Source organism: Arthrobacter sp. KUASC02 (genome assembly GCF_059739395.1).
Genome location: NZ_AP046053.1, coordinates 4,725,855 through 4,742,344, shown reverse-complemented (window position 1 = coordinate 4,742,344; position 16,490 = coordinate 4,725,855). Strand labels below are relative to the sequence as shown.

19 protein-coding genes are annotated in these 16,490 nt (G+C 66.3%); 9 read left to right on the top strand and 10 right to left on the bottom strand.

Going from position 1 to position 16,490, the window contains the following annotated elements; translation table 11 throughout:
- The first annotated feature begins 16 nt into the window (after nt 1-16).
- From AC6JAC_RS21830 to AC6JAC_RS21815, 4 genes are all read left to right on the top strand, one after another.
- The gene (locus AC6JAC_RS21830; protein ID WP_497966629.1) at nt 17-1,120 is read left to right on the top strand and encodes an FAD-dependent oxidoreductase; all 1,104 of its coding nucleotides are present in this window, start codon (nt 17-19) and stop codon (nt 1,118-1,120) included.
- 62 nt (nt 1,121-1,182) lie between these two features.
- Nucleotides 1,183-1,740, top strand: coding sequence for a hypothetical protein (locus tag AC6JAC_RS21825; protein ID WP_043438025.1), 558 nt, complete (start codon nt 1,183-1,185; stop codon nt 1,738-1,740).
- The gene (locus AC6JAC_RS21820) at nt 1,737-2,390 is read left to right on the top strand and encodes a DedA family protein (RefSeq protein ID WP_497966626.1); all 654 of its coding nucleotides are present in this window, start codon (nt 1,737-1,739) and stop codon (nt 2,388-2,390) included. Before AC6JAC_RS21825 ends, AC6JAC_RS21820 begins: the two co-directional genes overlap by 4 nt.
- 13 nt (nt 2,391-2,403) lie before the next feature.
- A complete protein-coding gene (locus AC6JAC_RS21815) occupies nt 2,404-3,369 on the top strand; it encodes a ribokinase (protein ID WP_028270245.1) in 966 nt (321 codons plus the stop codon).
- Nucleotides 3,370-3,425: 56 nt separating this feature from the next.
- Here AC6JAC_RS21815 and AC6JAC_RS21810 read toward each other — a convergent pair whose 3' ends face one another.
- The 8 genes from AC6JAC_RS21810 to AC6JAC_RS21775 form a co-directional block, all read right to left on the bottom strand.
- Complete coding sequence (locus AC6JAC_RS21810; RefSeq protein ID WP_028270246.1) at nt 3,426-4,271, bottom strand: fumarylacetoacetate hydrolase family protein; 846 nt, start codon at nt 4,269-4,271, stop codon at nt 3,426-3,428.
- A 2-nt stretch (nt 4,272-4,273) separates the two neighbouring features.
- Nucleotides 4,274-5,059, bottom strand: coding sequence for a 2-keto-4-pentenoate hydratase (locus AC6JAC_RS21805; RefSeq protein ID WP_028270247.1), 786 nt, complete (start codon nt 5,057-5,059; stop codon nt 4,274-4,276).
- A 98-nt stretch (nt 5,060-5,157) separates the two neighbouring features.
- Nucleotides 5,158-6,744 carry an aldehyde dehydrogenase (NADP(+)) gene (locus AC6JAC_RS21800; RefSeq protein ID WP_028270248.1) on the bottom strand — a complete coding sequence of 529 codons (1,587 nt, stop codon included), beginning with the start codon at nt 6,742-6,744 and terminating at the stop codon, nt 5,158-5,160.
- Between the two features lie 46 nt (nt 6,745-6,790).
- A complete protein-coding gene (locus AC6JAC_RS21795; RefSeq protein ID WP_028270249.1) occupies nt 6,791-7,207 on the bottom strand; it encodes an ester cyclase in 417 nt (138 codons plus the stop codon).
- Nucleotides 7,204-7,788, bottom strand: coding sequence for a flavin reductase family protein (locus AC6JAC_RS21790; RefSeq protein WP_051628783.1), 585 nt, complete (start codon nt 7,786-7,788; stop codon nt 7,204-7,206). Before AC6JAC_RS21790 ends, AC6JAC_RS21795 begins: the two co-directional genes overlap by 4 nt.
- Nucleotides 7,789-7,813: 25 nt before the next feature.
- Nucleotides 7,814-8,329 (bottom strand): flavin reductase family protein, encoded by a 516-nt coding sequence (locus tag AC6JAC_RS21785; protein WP_051628784.1) that lies wholly within the window; start codon nt 8,327-8,329, stop codon nt 7,814-7,816.
- Entirely contained in the window at nt 8,326-9,642 is a 1,317-nt protein-coding gene (locus AC6JAC_RS21780) for a flavin monoamine oxidase family protein (protein WP_028270251.1), read from the bottom strand. Before AC6JAC_RS21780 ends, AC6JAC_RS21785 begins: the two co-directional genes overlap by 4 nt.
- A 42-nt stretch (nt 9,643-9,684) precedes the next feature.
- Nucleotides 9,685-11,082: an LLM class flavin-dependent oxidoreductase gene (locus AC6JAC_RS21775; protein ID WP_028270252.1), complete on the bottom strand. Its 1,398-nt coding sequence runs from the start codon at nt 11,080-11,082 to the stop codon at nt 9,685-9,687.
- A gap of 300 nt (nt 11,083-11,382) precedes the next feature.
- On the opposite strand from AC6JAC_RS21775, the gene AC6JAC_RS21770 reads away from it, so the two are divergent.
- The 4 genes from AC6JAC_RS21770 to AC6JAC_RS21755 all read left to right on the top strand — a co-directional run bounded on the left by AC6JAC_RS21770 (nt 11,383) and on the right by AC6JAC_RS21755 (nt 15,607).
- On the top strand, nt 11,383-12,747 hold the full coding sequence (locus AC6JAC_RS21770; protein ID WP_231511121.1) for an MFS transporter: 1,365 nt from the start codon (nt 11,383-11,385) through the stop codon (nt 12,745-12,747).
- 98 nt (nt 12,748-12,845) lie between these two features.
- Nucleotides 12,846-13,652, top strand: a complete 807-nt coding sequence (locus AC6JAC_RS21765; RefSeq protein WP_051628786.1) for an HpcH/HpaI aldolase family protein — start codon at nt 12,846-12,848, stop codon at nt 13,650-13,652.
- 25 nt (nt 13,653-13,677) lie between these two features.
- Entirely contained in the window at nt 13,678-14,643 is a 966-nt protein-coding gene (locus AC6JAC_RS21760; RefSeq protein WP_497966621.1) for a quinone oxidoreductase family protein, read from the top strand.
- A 133-nt stretch (nt 14,644-14,776) separates the two neighbouring features.
- A complete protein-coding gene (locus AC6JAC_RS21755) occupies nt 14,777-15,607 on the top strand; it encodes an IclR family transcriptional regulator (protein WP_231511123.1) in 831 nt (276 codons plus the stop codon).
- On the opposite strand, the gene AC6JAC_RS21750 is transcribed toward AC6JAC_RS21755, so the two are convergent.
- Both AC6JAC_RS21750 and AC6JAC_RS21745 read right to left on the bottom strand, forming a co-directional pair.
- Nucleotides 15,604-15,843 (bottom strand): hypothetical protein, encoded by a 240-nt coding sequence (locus AC6JAC_RS21750; RefSeq protein WP_043438027.1) that lies wholly within the window; start codon nt 15,841-15,843, stop codon nt 15,604-15,606. The genes AC6JAC_RS21755 and AC6JAC_RS21750 overlap by 4 nt on opposite strands.
- Nucleotides 15,844-15,845: 2 nt before the next feature.
- Nucleotides 15,846-16,085, bottom strand: a complete 240-nt coding sequence (locus tag AC6JAC_RS21745) for a hypothetical protein (protein ID WP_156037083.1) — start codon at nt 16,083-16,085, stop codon at nt 15,846-15,848.
- Nucleotides 16,086-16,177: 92 nt separating this feature from the next.
- On the opposite strand from AC6JAC_RS21745, the gene AC6JAC_RS21740 reads away from it, so the two are divergent.
- A complete protein-coding gene (locus tag AC6JAC_RS21740; protein WP_156037084.1) occupies nt 16,178-16,444 on the top strand; it encodes a hypothetical protein in 267 nt (88 codons plus the stop codon).
- Nucleotides 16,445-16,490: the final 46 nt, after the last annotated feature.

Below are 16,490 nucleotides of genomic sequence, written 5' to 3'. Positions count from 1 at the left end.
GTTGGGTGGAGCTGTGGTGGAAGTTGACGTCGTTGTAGTTGGCGGAGGGGCGATGGGATCCGCTGCCGCGTGGCAGCTGGCCCGCCGCGGGCACTCGGTCAGGCTCCTGGAACAGTTCGAGCAGGGGCACCACATCGGCGCCTCCCACGGCGCGACCCGGAATTTCAACACGGCCTACGCGGAGGCTGACTACCTGGACCTGGTCACCGAGGCCAAGGATCTGTGGGACGGGCTGGCCGCCGAAACGGGCAGGCAACTCCTGGACCTCGTGGGACTGGTGAACCACGGCAACGTCCGTCGGCTGCAGGAGGTCCGGTCCTCGCATGCCCGGCGGGGCATAGAAAGCCACTTCATCCCGGCGTCGGAAGCGGCGGACCGCTGGCGGGGCATGAACTTCCGGAGCGAGGTGCTGGTGGTTCCCGGCTCCGGCCGTATCCGCGCCGAGGCGGCGCTGCAGGCGCTGCGCCAGGCCGCGGAGGCGCACGGCGCCCGCTTTGAGTACTCGACGCCGGTCCGCACCATCCGCGTCGCCGGTGACGACCGCGCCGTCGTCGTTACTGACTCCGGCGAGATCACCGCGCGGCGCGTTGTGGTCACGGCCGGTGCGTGGACCACCAAGCTTGCGGGGAACCTGGTCCGGCTCCCGAGGCTCGTGGTCACGCAGGAGCAGCCGGCCCACTTCACGCCGCTGGATGACTCGCTGGCCTGGCCCAGTTTCAACCACAACCCCGACCCGGACGACCCCCGCGACGGGTACTGGTACAGCCCGGTCTACGGAATGCTGACGCCGGGTGAAGGCATCAAGGCAGGCTGGCACGGGGTGGGGCCGGTGACGGATCCGGACGCGCGGAGCTTCACCCCCGAGCCGGTACAGCTGGAGGCGCTGGTCAGGTACGTCCGGGACTGGCTGCCGGGCGTGGATCCGGAGTCGGCGGTTCCGATCAGCTGCACGTACACCACCACCGCGAACGAGGACTTTGTGCTGGACCGCTTCGGGCCGGTGGTGGTGGGGGCCGGGTTCTCCGGTCACGGTTTCAAGTTCACACCGGCCATCGGCCGGGTACTTGCAGACCTTGCCGACGGCGGCAGCGCCCCGGCGAGGTTCTCCGCCCGGCGCTAGGGAACGGCGCTAGGGAACGGTTGGCAGGCCGGATTCCGCCGGAGCGGGTAGCGTTGGCTGACATGCGCAACGGTCGACTGGTTCCATGCATCCTCGCGGTGCTGTCCGTCGTGGCTGCCTGCCTCCTGGCTTTCGCTGTGTCCGCAAGTGCTGCGCCTTGCTCGGACAAGAAGGGTCCTGCTGCCGACGCCGGCTCCTGCGTTTCCGGCGGGCCGCCGTCGCGGGCGCCCGCATCCCCGGCAACTTCCCCGGAGCCAGCCGCCCCCGGAACCATTCAGGACGGCACCGGCCCCGGTGAAGTGCAGCCCGTCGTCACAGGTTCCGGTGAGAAAGATATGCCGTTACAGGAAACTATCGCCGGCCAGGGACCGGAGGCGGCCAGCGCAGCGTCCGCGGGATCGCCGTCCCGCGCGGGCACGGCCACGCCGGCAGGATCTGAGCCACCGTTGCCGTCCCGCTCGGCCCGGACGTTGACGGCGGCACCGTCCGATTCCGGCGGGGTTGAGGCGGGGACCGTTCCTGTCGCGGGATACCTGATTGCCATCGGCGGCGGGCTGCTCCTGCTTTCTTCAGCCTTCGGTTTTCTCAGGTTCCGTCCCGGCGCCAGGGTCCAGCCATGATGTCGGCAAACGCTGTGGATGAGCTCACCGGGATAGCCGGCTTCGCCGCGCGCAGCATCGACTCGTTGGGGGAATGGGGCGTCGGGCTCTTCACCTTTGCCGAAACGGTCATCCCGCCCATTCCCAGCGAGGTCATCCTGCCGCTGGCTGGCTTCCTCACCAAGCAGGGGAGCATGGTCCTGGCGCTCGTCTTCATCACCAGCACGCTCGGCGCGTACGCCGGTGCCTTACTGCTGTACTGGCTGGGCGCCAAACTGGGCTTGGAACGGGCCATCACGGGCCTGTCCCGGCTTCCGCTGATGGACCGCGAAGACTTCGAAAAGGCCGCGGACTGGTTCCAGCGCCACGGCAAGTCGGCGGTGTTCTTCGGCCGGTTCCTGCCGGGGGTGCGCAGCCTGATTTCGTTGCCGGCCGGCGCCAAGAAAATGAACCTGGCCACTTTCAGCATCTTCACCATTGCCGGGAGCGGGCTCTGGAACGCGCTGCTGATCGGCCTGGGCGTGCTGCTCGGAGCCCAGTACCGGCTTATTGAGGACTACTCCAAATACCTCAATTACGCCGTGTACGCCGTGCTGGCTGCCACCATTGCATGGCTGTCCGTCCGGGCTTACCGGCGGCAACGCGAACGCTTGGATCAGAACGAACGTTAGGGGAGTGGCTGGAATGGGCACGGAAGCGCACGGCCGGATCGTCGTCGTCGGCTCCCTCAACGCCGACCTGACCATTTACTGCGAACGGCTCCCGCGGCCGGGCGAGACGGTCCACGGTACCGGGTTCGCCGTCAATCCCGGGGGCAAGAGCGCCAACCAGGCCGTGGCTGCCAGCCTCCTTGGCGGGGCGGTCAGCCTCATCGGGGCCGTGGGGGACGACTCCAACGGCGAAATGCTCCTGGCCTCCACCGCCGGCGCCGGTGTGGACATCTCGCACGTGCGCATTTCACCGTCCGCCGCCACGGGAGTCGCGGTCATCGCAGTGGACGCGCACGGTGAGAACAACATCATCATCTCCGCCGGGGCCAACGGGACCCTTGCGCCCGCCGACGTCGCAGCGGCCGCGGAGGCGTTCGACGGCGCCTCCGTGATCTGCCTCTGCCTTGAGATCGGCATGGATACGGTGGAAGCCGCGGCCCGGGCAGGGCGCGACGCCGGCGCAACAGTTCTGTTAAACCTGTCGCCCTACGGCGAGATCCCGCAGGGGTTGGCGGATTTGTGCGATGTGCTGTTGGTCAATGCGCACGAAGCGTCACTGTTTTTGGGGCCGGATGTTCCCGGGGCGGACGCGGACGACGCCGGCTGGGACCAGGTCCGGGAAAGGTTCGCCGGGCGCGGGCTGCACCGGGTGGTGGTCACCCTTGGCTCCAGGGGCTCGGTAGTTCTTGATTCGCTGGCCGCAGGAAGGGACCGCGTTACGAGGATCGCGCCGGTTGCGGTCCACGCCGTGGACACGACGGGAGCCGGCGACGCGTTTACGGGCGCCGTTGCTGCGCGGCTCGCCGCCGGCGAGCCGCTGGCCGACGCCGCGGCCTTCGCCTCAGCGGCGGCGGCGCTTGCCGCCACACGCAAGGGCACGCAGGCTGCATACGCCGACGTTGCCGACGTGGAGCGGCTGCGGCGGTCTGCACGAGGCTGACGGAAGCGGGCCGCCGGTCCGATTAGGTCCGGCGGCCCGCTGACTCCTATTGCCCGCTACTGCATGGTGTGCCGCATCTCGCCGACGCCGCGCACATAGGTGACCAGTTCGTCCCCCGGTTTGAGGAAGCGCTGCGGCACCCGGCCAACGCCCACCCCGGGAGGCGTGCCGGTAAAGATCACGTCACCGGGCAGCAGCGGAGTCACCTGGGAAAGCCGGGCGATGATCTCCGGCACCGGGAACACCATGTCAGCGGTGTTCCCCTTCTGGACTTCTTCGCCGTTGATCGAGCAGCCCAGTTCGATGCGGTCCGGGTCATCAAACTCATCAGGAGTCACCAGCAGCGGCCCGATGGGTCCAAACCCGGGAAACGACTTGGCCAGGCTGTACTGCGGCGCCGGCCCTGACTGCTGCAGCGTGCGCTCCGAGAGGTCCTGTCCCACGGACAGGCCCGCCACATGCTTCCACGCCTCCTCAACGGGGATGCGGGTCCCGCCGCGGCCGATGACGACGACGAGTTCGACCTCCCAGTCCACCGTGCCCTGCGGGAGGACGATAGTCCCGTGCGGACCAGTCAGGGACGTCACGAACTTCGTGAACACCGTGAGGTCATCGGGGACCTCCAGCGCGGCCTCGGCGGCGTGCGCCGCGTAGTTCAGCCCGATGGCAAACACCTGCCGGGGCTGCGGCGCGGGATTTCCAAAGGACGACGGCGGCACGTCGGCCAGCGGGGTTCCGCTCCATTGCTCCAACGTGAAGGCAACGCTGCGAAGCTCTGGCCAGCGCTCGTAGCAGTCCTGGATCCGCGGGCTGAAATGTCCGCCGGTTTCCATCGAAACATCGATGACGTGGTCATCGGGGGTGACGAGGTGGAGGCGTCCGGAAATGTTGGCCAGGCGCATGATCAGGCCGAAACGTCGAACTCGACCGTGCCCCAGCCCTCGAACGTTCCGGACCAGCGGCCGGCCTCGTTCATCGGTACGGCCTGGAGGCAGCTGCCGGGAAGGATGACCTGGCCCGCTTCAAACTCGACGTCGTAGTCGGCAAGGCGGTTGACCAGCCAGGCGACCGCGGCGAGGGGGTTTCCCAGGATGTTGCCGGTGGTCCCTGCGATGACTTCGCGGTGGTTGAAGGTCAGGACTCCGCGGGTGTCCCGCAGGTTCAGGTCGGTGACCTTGCGGGGTGTGCCGCCCAGGATGACGGCGCCGGTGGAGCCGTTGTCCGCCAGGGTGTCCGGCAGCCCGATGGCCCAGTCCTTCACGCGCGAGTCGATGATCTCGATGGCGGGCAGCGCGTAGTCGATGGCGTTGATGACGTCCGCGATTGTGGTGTTCCGGCCGCCCAGGCGTGAGCGGAGCACGAAGGCGGGTTCGAGTTCCACGTAGGGTGCGATGAAGTTGTCCCGCTGGAGGGTGGCGCCCTCGAATTCGAAGATGCCTGCCAGCAGGTGGCCGTAGTCCGGCTGGTCCAGGCCGAAGGCGTCCTGCATGACCTTGGCGATGTTGCCGAGCTTGTAGCCGACGAGCCGGTCCCCTCCGGCGACGGCGTGGTCAACGTTGATTTTCTGGACCTGGAATGCGCCGTCGGCGTCCAGCGCAGGCCAGGTTTCCGTGGGCGCAGCGACGGGCTGTCCCTGCAGCCGGGCGGTGCGGAGCGTGCCGGCGACGTCTTCAAGCGTGATGGTGGACATGGTTTCCTCAAATTTCGATGGTTGGGGATCCGGCCCCGGGCGACTCGTGCGAGAGAGGCATGCCCGGGGCCGGAAGTTGCGGGGTTTTGGCGCCGGGCCTAGTGCTGTTCCGGCTTGCCGTCGATGAGGCGGTTGACGTTCCACGGGTTGGCGTCCTGCAGCGGCGCGGGCCGCAGCTGCTCAGGGAACCCCTGATAGGCCACGGGGCGGAGGAACCGTTCAATGGCCAGGGTTCCCACCGACGTCGTTTTTGAATCGGAGGTGGCGGGGTACGGGCCGCCGTGGACCATGGCGTGGCCCACTTCGACGCCGGTGGGCCAGCCGTTGATGATGATGCGGCCCACCTTGCGTTCCAGTGCCGGGATGAGCGGTGCGGCCGCGGCGTAGTCTTCCTCGGTGACGTGCAGGGAGGCTGTCAGTTGGCCGTCGAGCTTGCCGGTTGCTTCAACCAGGTCATCGACGCCCTTGTAGCGGACCACCAGGCTGGCCGCGCCGAAGATTTCCTCGTGGAGCACCGGGTTGCCGGTGAAGACGTCCAGTTCGGAACTGAAGACCGCCGGTGCGGGTGCGTTCTCGCCGGGGCCCTGATGACCCCGGCCGAGGAGTTCGACGTCGGCAGCGGCCTCGAGTGCATCGTGGCCGTGGTGCCAGGCCGAGGCGATCCCGCCGCTGAGCATGGTCTGCCCGGACAACGGGGTGATTTCGCCGGCGACGGCCGCAGCGAACCGGTCGCCTGCCTCACCCGCGGGGACGAAGACCAGTCCCGGGGAGGTGCAGAGCTGCCCGGAACTGCCCGTCACCGAGGCGACATACTGCCTGGCCAGCGCCTCGACGTCCTTGGTGCCGGACAGGGCTCCGGGAAAGACGTAGACCGGGTTGATCGAGGACATTTCGGCGTAGACCGGGATGGGCTCGGGCCGGGCCGCGGCGGTGCGCATCAGTGCGGTGCCGCCGGCGCGGGATCCGGTGAACCCCACGGCTTTGATGTTCGGGTCTGCCACCAATGCCTGGCCGATGCTGGCACCGGAACCGTAGACCAGGGAAAACACGCCCGGATGCAGGCCCAAATCGCGGACGGCGTTGACGATGGCCTGGCCCACGAGTTCGGCAGTGCCGGGGTGGGCGTTGTGGGCCTTGACCACCACGGGGCAGCCTGCCGCAAACGCGGACGCGGTGTCGCCCCCGGCCACGGAGAAGGCCAGCGGGAAATTGCTGGCGCCGAAAACAGCCACCGGACCCAGGGGAATCTGGCGCTGCCGGATATCGGCCCGGGGGAGCGGTGCCCGGTCAGGCAAGGCGGGATCGATGCGGACGCCGCGGAAATCGCCCCCGCGCACCACCTCTGCGAACAGCCGCAGCTGGCCGGCAGTGCGGGCGCGTTCGCCGCGGAGGCGGTCCACGCCGAGGCCGGTTTCGGCGGATGCCCGCTCGATGAGCTCCTCGCCGATCGCTTCGATGTTTTCGGCAATGGCGTCCAGGAACCGGGCGTGCTGTCCGGGTTCGAGGGTGCTGAACGAGTCAAAGGCGTCCGCGGCGGCTTCGGTGGCCGTCCGCAGCTGGTCGTCGCTGATCAGGGTGTACGCCGGTTCCAGCTGCTCGCTGGTTGCCGGGTTGATTCCATGGGCGGTTCCGCTGGTTCCCGCGGTGGGGTGCCCTGCGATGAGGGAATGTCCGTTAAGTGTCATGATGGCGCCCTCCTGGGCGGTAAGAAGTTGGTGGGAGAGGTCCTGGTCAGGCGTTGCCGGGGCCCAGGTGCCAGATCCCGAGTGCGGAGAGGAGTTCGCGGGGGTCCCAGACCACCCATTCCTCGGCCAGCTTGTCGCCGTCGAAACGGAGGAAGGACGCGCCGGAGACGGTGATGGTGCGTCCGGTGGCGGGTACGTCCATGAACTCGCCTTGATGCGTTCCCTTGGTCTGCCAGTGAATTGCAGCGGTGGCACCGTCCTCGAGGATGTGCAGGATCTCCGTGGTGGTGTCGGGGAAGGCTGCGTGGGTGGCCTCAATGGTCTTCCGCAGGGTGGCGTAGTCTTCACTGCCGGACTTGGACCTGCGGACATAATCCGGTGCGAGCATCTGCTCGAAGGCGGTCAGGTCGCCGTCGCCCCATGCGCTGTTCCAAGCCTTGAGGATGGTCTGCTGACGGCTCATGATGCGCTCCTTGCCGGTACTGATGCGGGTACGGATGCCGGTGCTGCCTGTTCGGCGGGTGCGGGAATCTCGATGGGCAGGTACTGGCCGAACTTGCCGGCCCGGAAGAGCAGCGCATCGCCGTTCCCTTCCTCCATGCCAGTCACGGCGCCCACCACCATGTAGTGGTCTCCCACCACAACCTCGGCCGTCACCAGGCAGTCGATGTAGGCGGTGGCGCCGTCCAGGTGCGGGGTGCCGAGGGGGCCCGCGGTGCAGGGCAGGCCCTCGAACTTTTGCGGTCCCTTGCGGGACAGCGACCGGCAGATGTTGATCTGGTCATCGGACAGGATGTTGGCGGTGAACTTCTGCAGTTTGCGCAGCTTGGGCCAGCTGGAGGAGGACTTGTCCACGCAGAACATGACCAGCGGCGGATCCAGCGAGAGTGACTGGAAGGTGCCGACCACCAGGCCGAGCTTCTCGTCGTCGTCATTGATGCCGGTGATGGCAGTGACTCCCGTGGGGAGTTTGCCCAGGACCTGGCGGTAGTAGGCGGGTGTGATGTCTGCCAGGGTTGCAGTGCTGGCTGGGGTGATATCCATCTCAGGTTCCTTACATCAAGGCGTATCAGGCGGCTTCGCGGAAGCTGCCGAAGCGGCCGCCGTGGAAGATGAGCGGGGTGGAAGCCCGCTCAGCGGGAGTCATGTCCAGCACGCTGGCAATGACGACGACGTGGTCTCCGGCCGTGAACTGCTGTTCAACCCGGCAGTCGAACCAGGCCAGGGAGCCGTGCAGGTGCGGGGTGCCCCAGCCGGACTCGGACCAGCCAACGGAGCTGAGTTTGTCCTCGCCTTTGGCGGACAGTGCGCGGCACACCTGCTGCTGGTCCTCGGCGAGCAGGCTGATGCTGAAGGTTGCGGCTTCGGAGATCTTCGGCCAGCTGGTGGAGGTGTGCATGACGCTGAACGTCACCAGCGCCGGCTCCATGGACAGGGAGGCGAACGTGCCCACGATCATGCCGTTCTGGATGCCGGTCACCGGATCGGTGGAGCAGACGGCCGCCACGCCTGTTGGCAGGTGCCGCATGACGGCGCGGTAGCGGTCGGAGTCGATGGTCCTGGGGGCCATGGCGGTGGCGGTCATGACTGTCCTTCCGGTGCGGCGGCCTTCAGTTCTGCGTGGATGGTGCGGCCTGCCCGGAGGCCGCTTTCAATGGCGCCGTCGAAGAAGCCCGCCCAGAGGTTCGCGGTGTCGCTGCTGGCGAAGTGGAGGGCTCCTTCACTGGCCTGCTGCGCCTGGTGGTACTTGGTGAGCTGGCCGGGGCGCTGGATCTGCCAGGTTTCCTCCGCGTAGGGGTCTTCACCCCATTTGTGACCGGTGACCTCGAGGACTTCCAGGTCATCGCGCCAGACCCTGATGGCGTCCTGGATCTGCCGGGGATCGGTGACGTCGATGCGGTTTGCGTCGGCGCCGAAGCCCACCAGTACGGCGTCGTCCTCGCCGACGAACTCGGTGCGGATCACCGAGAGGGGCTTGTCCTGGGCGGAGTAGGCGAAGAACGGCTTGATGGGGCCCTTGACCCGGATCCAGGCCTTGACGCCCTGTGACGCGGTCTTTTCCCGGCTGGCAGCGAGCTTGCCGTCCGAGAGCGCAGGCTGGACGTCGAGCTTGTGCAGGATGTTCTGCGGAAGGGTGATGACCACCTTCCTGGCCCGGATTTCCTGGCCGTCGCCGTAGCTGACGGTGGCGCCGTCGGCGTGGTGGCGGACCGCGGTGACCGGGGTGTTGAGGCGGATGTCCGCGTTGGTGTCCTCGGCGATGGCGGTGACCAGGGTGTCGTTCCCGTTCGTCAGGCGGTAGATCGCGGAGGCTTCGTGCATCAGGTGCCAGTGCCCGGAGGACCCGGCGGTCCAACGCAGGGCGTTCACGTAGGCGCACTGGTCCAGGGGTGCGTTGAAGTGGCCCACCCAGGCGGCCTCGTTCGCATTCCGTTCGTCCTCGGAGAGGTCCAGCTTGTCCAGCATTTCCTGCAGGTTGTACTGGTCGGCCTCGGCCAGGTTCTCGACCGTCAGCGGTGCGTCAGGGCGCGGCAGCCACTTCATGGTGTCTTCCAGCAGCCGTGTCATGCCCGGATCGATCAGCTTCATGAAGTCGTCCAGGTTGCCGCGGCGCACTTCATTGCCGGCCAGCCAGTAGGTTTCTTCCGAGCGCGGACCGCGTGAGACTTCCAGCCCGTAGCGGGTGACCTCGGCCCAGACGTGCGGCTGGGTCCAGTGCAGCCAGTTTCCGCCGAGTTCCAGCTTCCGGCCCAGGCGGTTCTCTGTCCACAACCGGCCGCCCAGCCGCTCGCGGGCTTCCAGGACGACCACCTTGTGGCCGCGGTTCCCGAGTTCGCGGGCCGTGATGAGGCCGGCCAGCCCGGCACCGATGACGACGACGTCAGTTTGTTCAGTCATTGAAGGATCCTTTGGTGATAATTCCGTTGATGGCGGCCGCGTTTAGCGGGCAGCGTCGCTGAGGTGAGCGGCGCGCTGCGCCGTGGCCGGGTGGCCCGCCAGGGTGTATTTCTGGCCGAAGAGCTTTTCGCGCAGGGTGACGGGTTCCTGGTCTCCGCTGCGTTCCGGGGCGATGATCCCCTGGGCACGGAGTTCCGGGAGTGCCAGCTCGATGAAGTCTTCCCAGCTGCCCGGCTTGGTGGTGTAGCTGAGGTTGATGCCGTCGATGTCTGCCTCGTCGCGCCAGCGGCGCAGTTCGGCGGACACGGTTTCCGGGGAACCGATAATGGTGGATCCGGTGCCGCCGACGGCGAGGAACTCCGCGATCTGGCGCGGCGTCCAGTCCCGGTCCGGGTCAGCTTTGGAGAACATGTCCACCATGGACTGCCCTGCCTTGGTGCCTACGGACCGCAGGGGAGTGTCCAGTTCGTATTCGGACATGTCGATGCCGGTCCAGCCGCTGAAGCGGGCCAGGATGCCTTCGACCGGGGCGGTTTCAACGGCGCTGCGGTACTTGGCCTGGGCTTCCTCGTCGGTGGGCGCGACGACGACGGTGAGCAGGACGACGATCTTGACGTCCCGGGGATCACGGCCGGCGTCCGCCACGGCCTGGCGGAGCTTGTCGACTGACCGCCTGGTGCCTTCCACCGACGTGCCCTGGAGGAAGACCACTTCGGCGTGCTTGCCGCCGAACTCCATGCCCCTTGAGGAAGCGCCGGCCTGGAACAGGACCGGGGTGCGCTGCGGGGAAGGCTCGCAGAGGTGGAAACCGGGCACCGTGAAGTGCTGGCCGGAGTGGTTGATCGGGTGCACCTTCGCGGGGTCGACATAGGTGGCGGATTCGGCGTCGCGGACCACGGCGTCCTCCTCGAAGGAGCCCTCCCAGAGCTTGTAGACGACGTCCATGTACTCGTCGGCCAGGTCGTAACGTTCGGCCGGGGTGAGCTGTTGCTGCTTGCCGAGGTTGCGGGCAGCGGCCTCCGAGTAGGACGTCACGATGTTCCAGCCCACGCGGCCTGCTGTGAGGTGGTCCAGTGAGCTGAACTTACGGGCCAGCAGGTAGGGCGGCTCATACGTTGCCGACACCGTCACCCCGAAGGTCAGGTGCCTGGTGACGGCGGCCATGCCGCTGATCAGTACGGTCGGGTCGTTGATCGGGAACTGCGCGGCATCGCGAAGGGCGGCATCGCCGTTTCCGCGGTAGACGTCGTGGTAGCCCACGTTGTCGGCGAAGAAGATCCCGTCGAACCCGGCCTTTTCCAGCATCTGTGCGATGCCGGTCCAGTACTGCAGGTCGGTGTAGCGGTAGCCCTGGTCCCCGTCGTTCCGCCAGGACCCGGAGGTCAGGTGTGAGGGGGCGAAGACGTCAAAGGCGAAAAGGCTGAGAGGTTCGTTTTTCATGGCAGCGGTACTTCCTTGGACTCGTGCCGAACACGGCGACAAATTTCAGTTTGACGTTCATTAGATGAACACTGCGTTCAATTTAGAATGTAAGCCAGCTCACTGTCAAGGGTTCGTTTTTCGTTCTTCACGTTGCGGATCGCCTATTGACATGGAATGTGGCGCATGCCATATTTTTGACCATGGCGTTCGAAAAGTGAACGAACCAGGACTTGGCTCCCAACGCCCTCCACACCGCCGTGCTGATATCGCCGGCGCTCTTATCCGTTCGAATTGGCACGATCTACAAGGAAGTCCATCGTGAATACACCTGTTACACCTGCCGCGAGGCCGCTCGTGCAGTCATCGGCTCCCCAGGATCCGCAAAAGAAGAAGTTCCTCATGAAGCTCAGCGGCGTGATCGCCGGCGGCATGTTCATCGACGGCTTCATCCTGGGCGGCATCGGACTGGTCATGCCGGCGCTCACGGCAGACCTGGGCCTCTCCGCCACCTGGCAGGGCCTGATTGGCGCCTCGGCACTCATCGGCATCTTCTTCGGCGGCCCGATCGGCGGCTACCTGGCGGACAAGATCGGCCGCAAGCCGATGTTCATCGTGGACCTCGCCATCTTCCTTCTTGGCTCGGCCGCACAGTTCTTCGTGGCGGACGCGTGGCAGCTGTTCATCATCCGTTTGGTCATGGGCATGGCGATTGGTGCCGACTACGCCATCGGCTGGCCGTTGCTGGTGGAGTTCTCACCCGCCAGGCTGCGGGGCAAGCTGATGGCCTTCCAGGAGGTCGCCTGGTACGTCGGCTACCTGCTGTCCTACGCCGTCGGTTACTACATGTCCACCTCGATCGACGCGGACTGGCGGATCATCCTGGGCATGAGCACCGTTCCGTCGCTGATCGTGTTCCTGCTCCGGCTGGGGTCGCCCGAATCGCCGCGCTGGCTCATCAGTAAGGGACGGCGTGAGGAGGCATTCGCCATCGCCCACCAGTGCATGGAGGACGCCGACATCAAGGACCTGGAGCACGAGAAGTCTGAGAAGCCCAACTTCGCCAAGCTGTTCTCCCCGCAGTACCGCAATTCCACGATCTTTGTCTGCATGTACTGGGTCTGCAACGTCACCCCGTACTTCGCCATCGCCACCTTCGCGCCCATCGTCCTGGAAAGCCTTGGCGTCGAGGACGGCCTGGCCGGAGCACTGTTGCTCAACGGCGTGGTGGTCGCAGGCTCACTGGCGTCCATGTACCTGATCGAACGTGTGGGCCGACGCAAGCTGTCCATCCCGCCCATGTGGATCGCCGCCGTCGCGCTTGTGGTCATCGGTCTGTTCTCGCACCTGTCTCCGATGGTCATCCTGATCAGCTTCATGGTGTTCTCCTTCTTCAATGCCGTCTCCACCGCCCTGACCGGCGTCTATCCCGGCGAGGTGTTCCCCACCGAAATCCGCGGCGCCGGAGTCGGCTTCGCCACCGCGTTCTCGCGGATTGGTGCGGCTGCGGGAACCTTCATCCTGCCCATGTCTGTGAACGGCCTCGGAGTCGGGGCCACCATGCTGATCGCCGCCGGCATCTGTGTGCTCGGTGCCGTGATCTCCCAGTACCTGGCACCTGAGACCAAGGGCCTGAGCCTGAGCGACACGTCCGCGCCGCTGGGCAAAGCAGTGCTCCAGCGATAATTCCACTTTCATACGGCGGGACGCCTGGCCGGGCTGACTCCGGCCAGGCGTCCCTTTGTAACGCCAAGAATCATCAACACGCCTCCGGAAAGAACATCATGAAGATCCACGGTGAAAGCGCCCACTCCACCGGGCTCCCCACGCCCCGCCTGGTCATTGACGACGGCGGCATCCACCCGGGTGCGTGGGTGAGCTTCCGGGATCCGGCAGTGGTGGACACCCTGGCGGCCGAAGGATTCGACTGGATCTGCATCGACGGCCAGCACGGCGCACCCGAAGTGTCCGAGGTGCAGCCCCTGATCGAAGCCGCCCACCTGTTCGGTGTCCCGTCGATCGTCCGCGTTCCCGGACACGACGCGGGCACCCTCGGCAGGGTGCTGGACGCGGGGGCGGGCGGGATCATCTTTCCCACCGTGGAGGATGCTGCGACTGCAGCCACCCTGGTTGCGGCCACCCGCTTTGCTCCCCGCGGCAGGCGCAGCTACGGGCCAACCCGCCGCAGCCCCCGGTACCCCAAGCCGGTCCCCGGGAGCCTGCAGGACGACGCCCTGTGCATCCTTATGATCGAAACGGCCGCAGGCCTGGCCAGCCTTGACGCCATCCTGGCCACCGGTCCGGACGCCATTTTCGTGGGCCCCTACGACCTCTCCCTCAGCCTGGGGGTGACGCTGGAGGAACTCACCGGCGAAGGCCCGGACGGGATCCTCGCGGACATCGCGCGCCGCTGCACCGTTGCCGGTGTGGTGCCCGGCATCTACACCGGAGAACCTGGCTTGTCCGAAAAGATGGTCGCGCTGGGCTTCCGCTTTATGCCCGTGGCTTCGGACACCGGCCTGTTGGCCGTCGCGGCACGGGACGCAGTGGAGGCATCCGCGCGCCTGGCCGCTTACGCGGCCATGAACTAACCCCGCGCTTCAAGGAGCCAATTCAATGCCCTATGCCATGCACATTCCGAGGGCGGGCGGCCCGGACGTCTTCGAGCGGGTCACCGTCACCAGGCCCGAGCCCGGGCCGGGCCAGCTGCTCATGCGCGTCGCCGCCGTCGGGGTGAACTTCATCGAGACCTACCAGCGCGCGGGCATCTACGCCGTCGACTATCCCTTTGTTCCCGGCGTCGAGGCCGCCGGAATCATCGAGGAAATCGGCGACGGCGTCACGGACTTTGTGGCGGGCGGTCGTATCACCACCACGGAGGGCACCGGCAGCTACGCCGAGTACATGCTGGTTGACGCCGACAAGGCGCTGCCGGTGCCGGACGGGATTTCGGATGAAGTCGCCGCGGCGCTGCCCGCCCAGGGAATCACTGCACATTACCTGGTCAATTCCAGCTACAACGTCCAGCCCGGCGACACCGTCCTGACCTACGCCGGAGCCGGGGGAGTCGGGCTGCTGCTGACCCAAATGCTCAAGCACCGCGGCGCCACCGTCATTACCACCACCTCAACGTCCGAAAAAGCGGAACTGGCCCGGAAAGCCGGAGCCGACCACGTCCTCACGTACCCGGAGGTTCCCGAGCGGGTGCGCGAACTGACTGGCGGAAGGGGCGTTGACGTCGTCTATGACGGCGTAGGCAAGGACACCTTTGACGGATCCCTGGCCTCCCTGCGCATCCGCGGCACGCTGGTGCTCTTCGGCGGGGCGTCCGGCCAGGTGCCGCCGCTCGACCTGCAGCGGCTCAATGCCCACGGATCCCTGACGGTCACCCGGCCCAAGATCGACGACTTCCTGCTCGATGCCGAGGAGCGCTGCTGGCGCGCCCGGGAGTTGTTTGACCTGGTGGTCCGGGGCAGCGTCAAGGTCGACATTGGTGCGCGTTTCCAGCTGGAGCAGGCAGGAGAGGCCCACGCTGCCCTGGAGTCGCGGGCAACGACGGGCAAAGTCATCCTGGTGCCGTAGCAGGCGGGAGGGAGCGCTGCGACGTTGAACCACTCTTGAACGCCCCGTTCGCTCCTTGGCGAGGCATAGGATGGGAAGACATCCAATCGGGGCACCGTGCCCCGGGCAGACGTGAATGGAACCGGGGTTTGATGTGGCAGCGGAAACAGGCGTGGACGTAGAGGCGGCAACAGACGGCGAGGACACAGCGCCGGCCGAGGCTGTAGACCTCACCAACAAATCGGTCATCAAGGCCACGGTCCTGCTCAGTGAGCTGGGCCGGCACAGGGGCGGCATCACTGTCACCGAGCTGGCCCAGGCTGTCGGCATGACGCGTCCGACGGCCTTCCGCCTGCTGTTGAGCCTGGAACAAACGGGATTCGTGGACCGGGTGGACAACCGGTACACACTGGGCTGGGAAATGGCCCGGCTGGGCCGGCTTGCTGACCCGTACACCGGTGCGGTGGCCAGGGTCCAGCCCATCCTGGAGGAATACGCTGCCAGGCTCAACGAGACCGTGAGCCTGGCCATGGTGCGGGACGCCGTGAACTACGACGTGATCGCGGAAGCTTCGGGTTCCAGGTACCTGAATGTCACGATGTACGTTGGCGAAACCTATCCCGTGCACGCCAGCGCCACCGGAAAGCTCATGCTTGCGGAAATGAGCGACGACGATGTGGCTCAGGCCTTGCCAAAAAAGCTGGAAAGGTTCACGCCGGCCACCATCACCAAGCGCGAGGCGCTCATCCAGGAACTGCACAAGATCCGGGACCAGGGCTATTCGGTGATGGACAACGAACTCGAAGAAGGCCTCTTTGTAGTGGCACTTCCGGTCCGGGATGTGGCAGGTGCGCTGGTAGGCATCGTCTCCGTCAACGGGCCCGAGCAGCGGCTGAAATCGGAAGGCCTGCCGGACACCATCGACCAGCTGCGCGCGGCCAGCAGGGACATCGCGAAGGCGCTCCTCGGGATTGAACCCGTTTAGGCTTCAGCCATCGCGAGGAGATGCTCCACGGAGGGATATTTCCAGCGCACGTACTGAACGGGCACTCCCACGCGTTCGGCCACCAGGGTGTGTGTTAATTCCTGCGGCACCCCGCTGCTGCTCAACTCCCTGACGCACTGCGTGAGTGCAGCGGTCCTGCGCGCATCGCGGGCCTTGAGCAGCTCGGCGGGTTCCCTGCGGCGCTTCTGCTTCTGCTTGTGGTTCCAGTGAGGCATGGTCATCCTGCAAAATCCGGGAAGAGCGCCTGCTCGTAGTGCGGCGGCAGGACGTAAAGTGCAAGCGGCCGGGCGGTCGCTGGCACGCCCGGCAGGGGCGGCAGGTGTCGGAGGCGTGTGTTGGCGGGCTTCTCACGTCTTTTCATGGCCATCATCTCCATTGATGGAGGTCCGAGTACGGACTCACCGGCTAATAGTTTGAACGTCATATTTTTACGACACATTTTGAACGCGGCGTTCACTGGGTGAACACTTTCAATTGTGGCCCTCCTCACGTTCTTTGGCAAGGAGGTGCCGCAATTCATTTGCCACCCGAGCCGAACGGACTACGAAGATGTACGCCAACCCCAGAATTTCCACGCGCCGCACGCGCTCCCCGCAGCCTGCGGCCGCCGCCCCGGACTGGTCAAAGTTGTCCCGCGGGGACACGGTGCGGGTCTTCCGCAGGGACGGCAGCACTGCGGCCGGCCTCATTGACATGCTTGCGCTGGATCGCACCGTCCTGTGGGTCATCCAGGATGGAGGGCGGGGCCGGGTCATGATCTGCAGGGCCGACCGGCCCCGGGTGGTTGTGGTGACGCCGGCCGAAAAGTCCCGCTAGGGAAACCCATTGCGCCCCCCCGGTGAGGTGTGCCACACTATTTTTA

What these genes read in the sequence shown, in the direction of transcription:
- AC6JAC_RS21825 (WP_043438025.1), top strand. Translation starts at nt 1,183, where the DNA reads ATGCGCAACGGTCGACTGGTTCCATGCATCCTCGCGGTGCTGTCCGTC.
- AC6JAC_RS21820 (WP_497966626.1), top strand. Translation starts at nt 1,737, where the DNA reads ATGATGTCGGCAAACGCTGTGGATGAGCTCACCGGGATAGCCGGCTTC.
- AC6JAC_RS21815 (WP_028270245.1), top strand. Translation starts at nt 2,404, where the DNA reads ATGGGCACGGAAGCGCACGGCCGGATCGTCGTCGTCGGCTCCCTCAAC.
- AC6JAC_RS21810 (WP_028270246.1), bottom strand. Translation starts at nt 4,271, where the DNA reads ATGCGCCTGGCCAACATTTCCGGACGCCTCCACCTCGTCACCCCCGAT.
- AC6JAC_RS21805 (WP_028270247.1), bottom strand. Translation starts at nt 5,059, where the DNA reads ATGTCCACCATCACGCTTGAAGACGTCGCCGGCACGCTCCGCACCGCC.
- AC6JAC_RS21800 (WP_028270248.1), bottom strand. Translation starts at nt 6,744, where the DNA reads ATGACACTTAACGGACATTCCCTCATCGCAGGGCACCCCACCGCGGGA.
- AC6JAC_RS21795 (WP_028270249.1), bottom strand. Translation starts at nt 7,207, where the DNA reads ATGAGCCGTCAGCAGACCATCCTCAAGGCTTGGAACAGCGCATGGGGC.
- AC6JAC_RS21790 (WP_051628783.1), bottom strand. Translation starts at nt 7,788, where the DNA reads ATGGATATCACCCCAGCCAGCACTGCAACCCTGGCAGACATCACACCC.
- AC6JAC_RS21785 (WP_051628784.1), bottom strand. Translation starts at nt 8,329, where the DNA reads ATGACCGCCACCGCCATGGCCCCCAGGACCATCGACTCCGACCGCTAC.
- AC6JAC_RS21780 (WP_028270251.1), bottom strand. Translation starts at nt 9,642, where the DNA reads ATGACTGAACAAACTGACGTCGTCGTCATCGGTGCCGGGCTGGCCGGC.
- AC6JAC_RS21775 (WP_028270252.1), bottom strand. Translation starts at nt 11,082, where the DNA reads ATGAAAAACGAACCTCTCAGCCTTTTCGCCTTTGACGTCTTCGCCCCC.
- AC6JAC_RS21765 (WP_051628786.1), top strand. Translation starts at nt 12,846, where the DNA reads ATGAAGATCCACGGTGAAAGCGCCCACTCCACCGGGCTCCCCACGCCC.
- AC6JAC_RS21760 (WP_497966621.1), top strand. Translation starts at nt 13,678, where the DNA reads ATGCCCTATGCCATGCACATTCCGAGGGCGGGCGGCCCGGACGTCTTC.
- AC6JAC_RS21750 (WP_043438027.1), bottom strand. Translation starts at nt 15,843, where the DNA reads ATGCCTCACTGGAACCACAAGCAGAAGCAGAAGCGCCGCAGGGAACCC.
- AC6JAC_RS21740 (WP_156037084.1), top strand. Translation starts at nt 16,178, where the DNA reads ATGTACGCCAACCCCAGAATTTCCACGCGCCGCACGCGCTCCCCGCAG.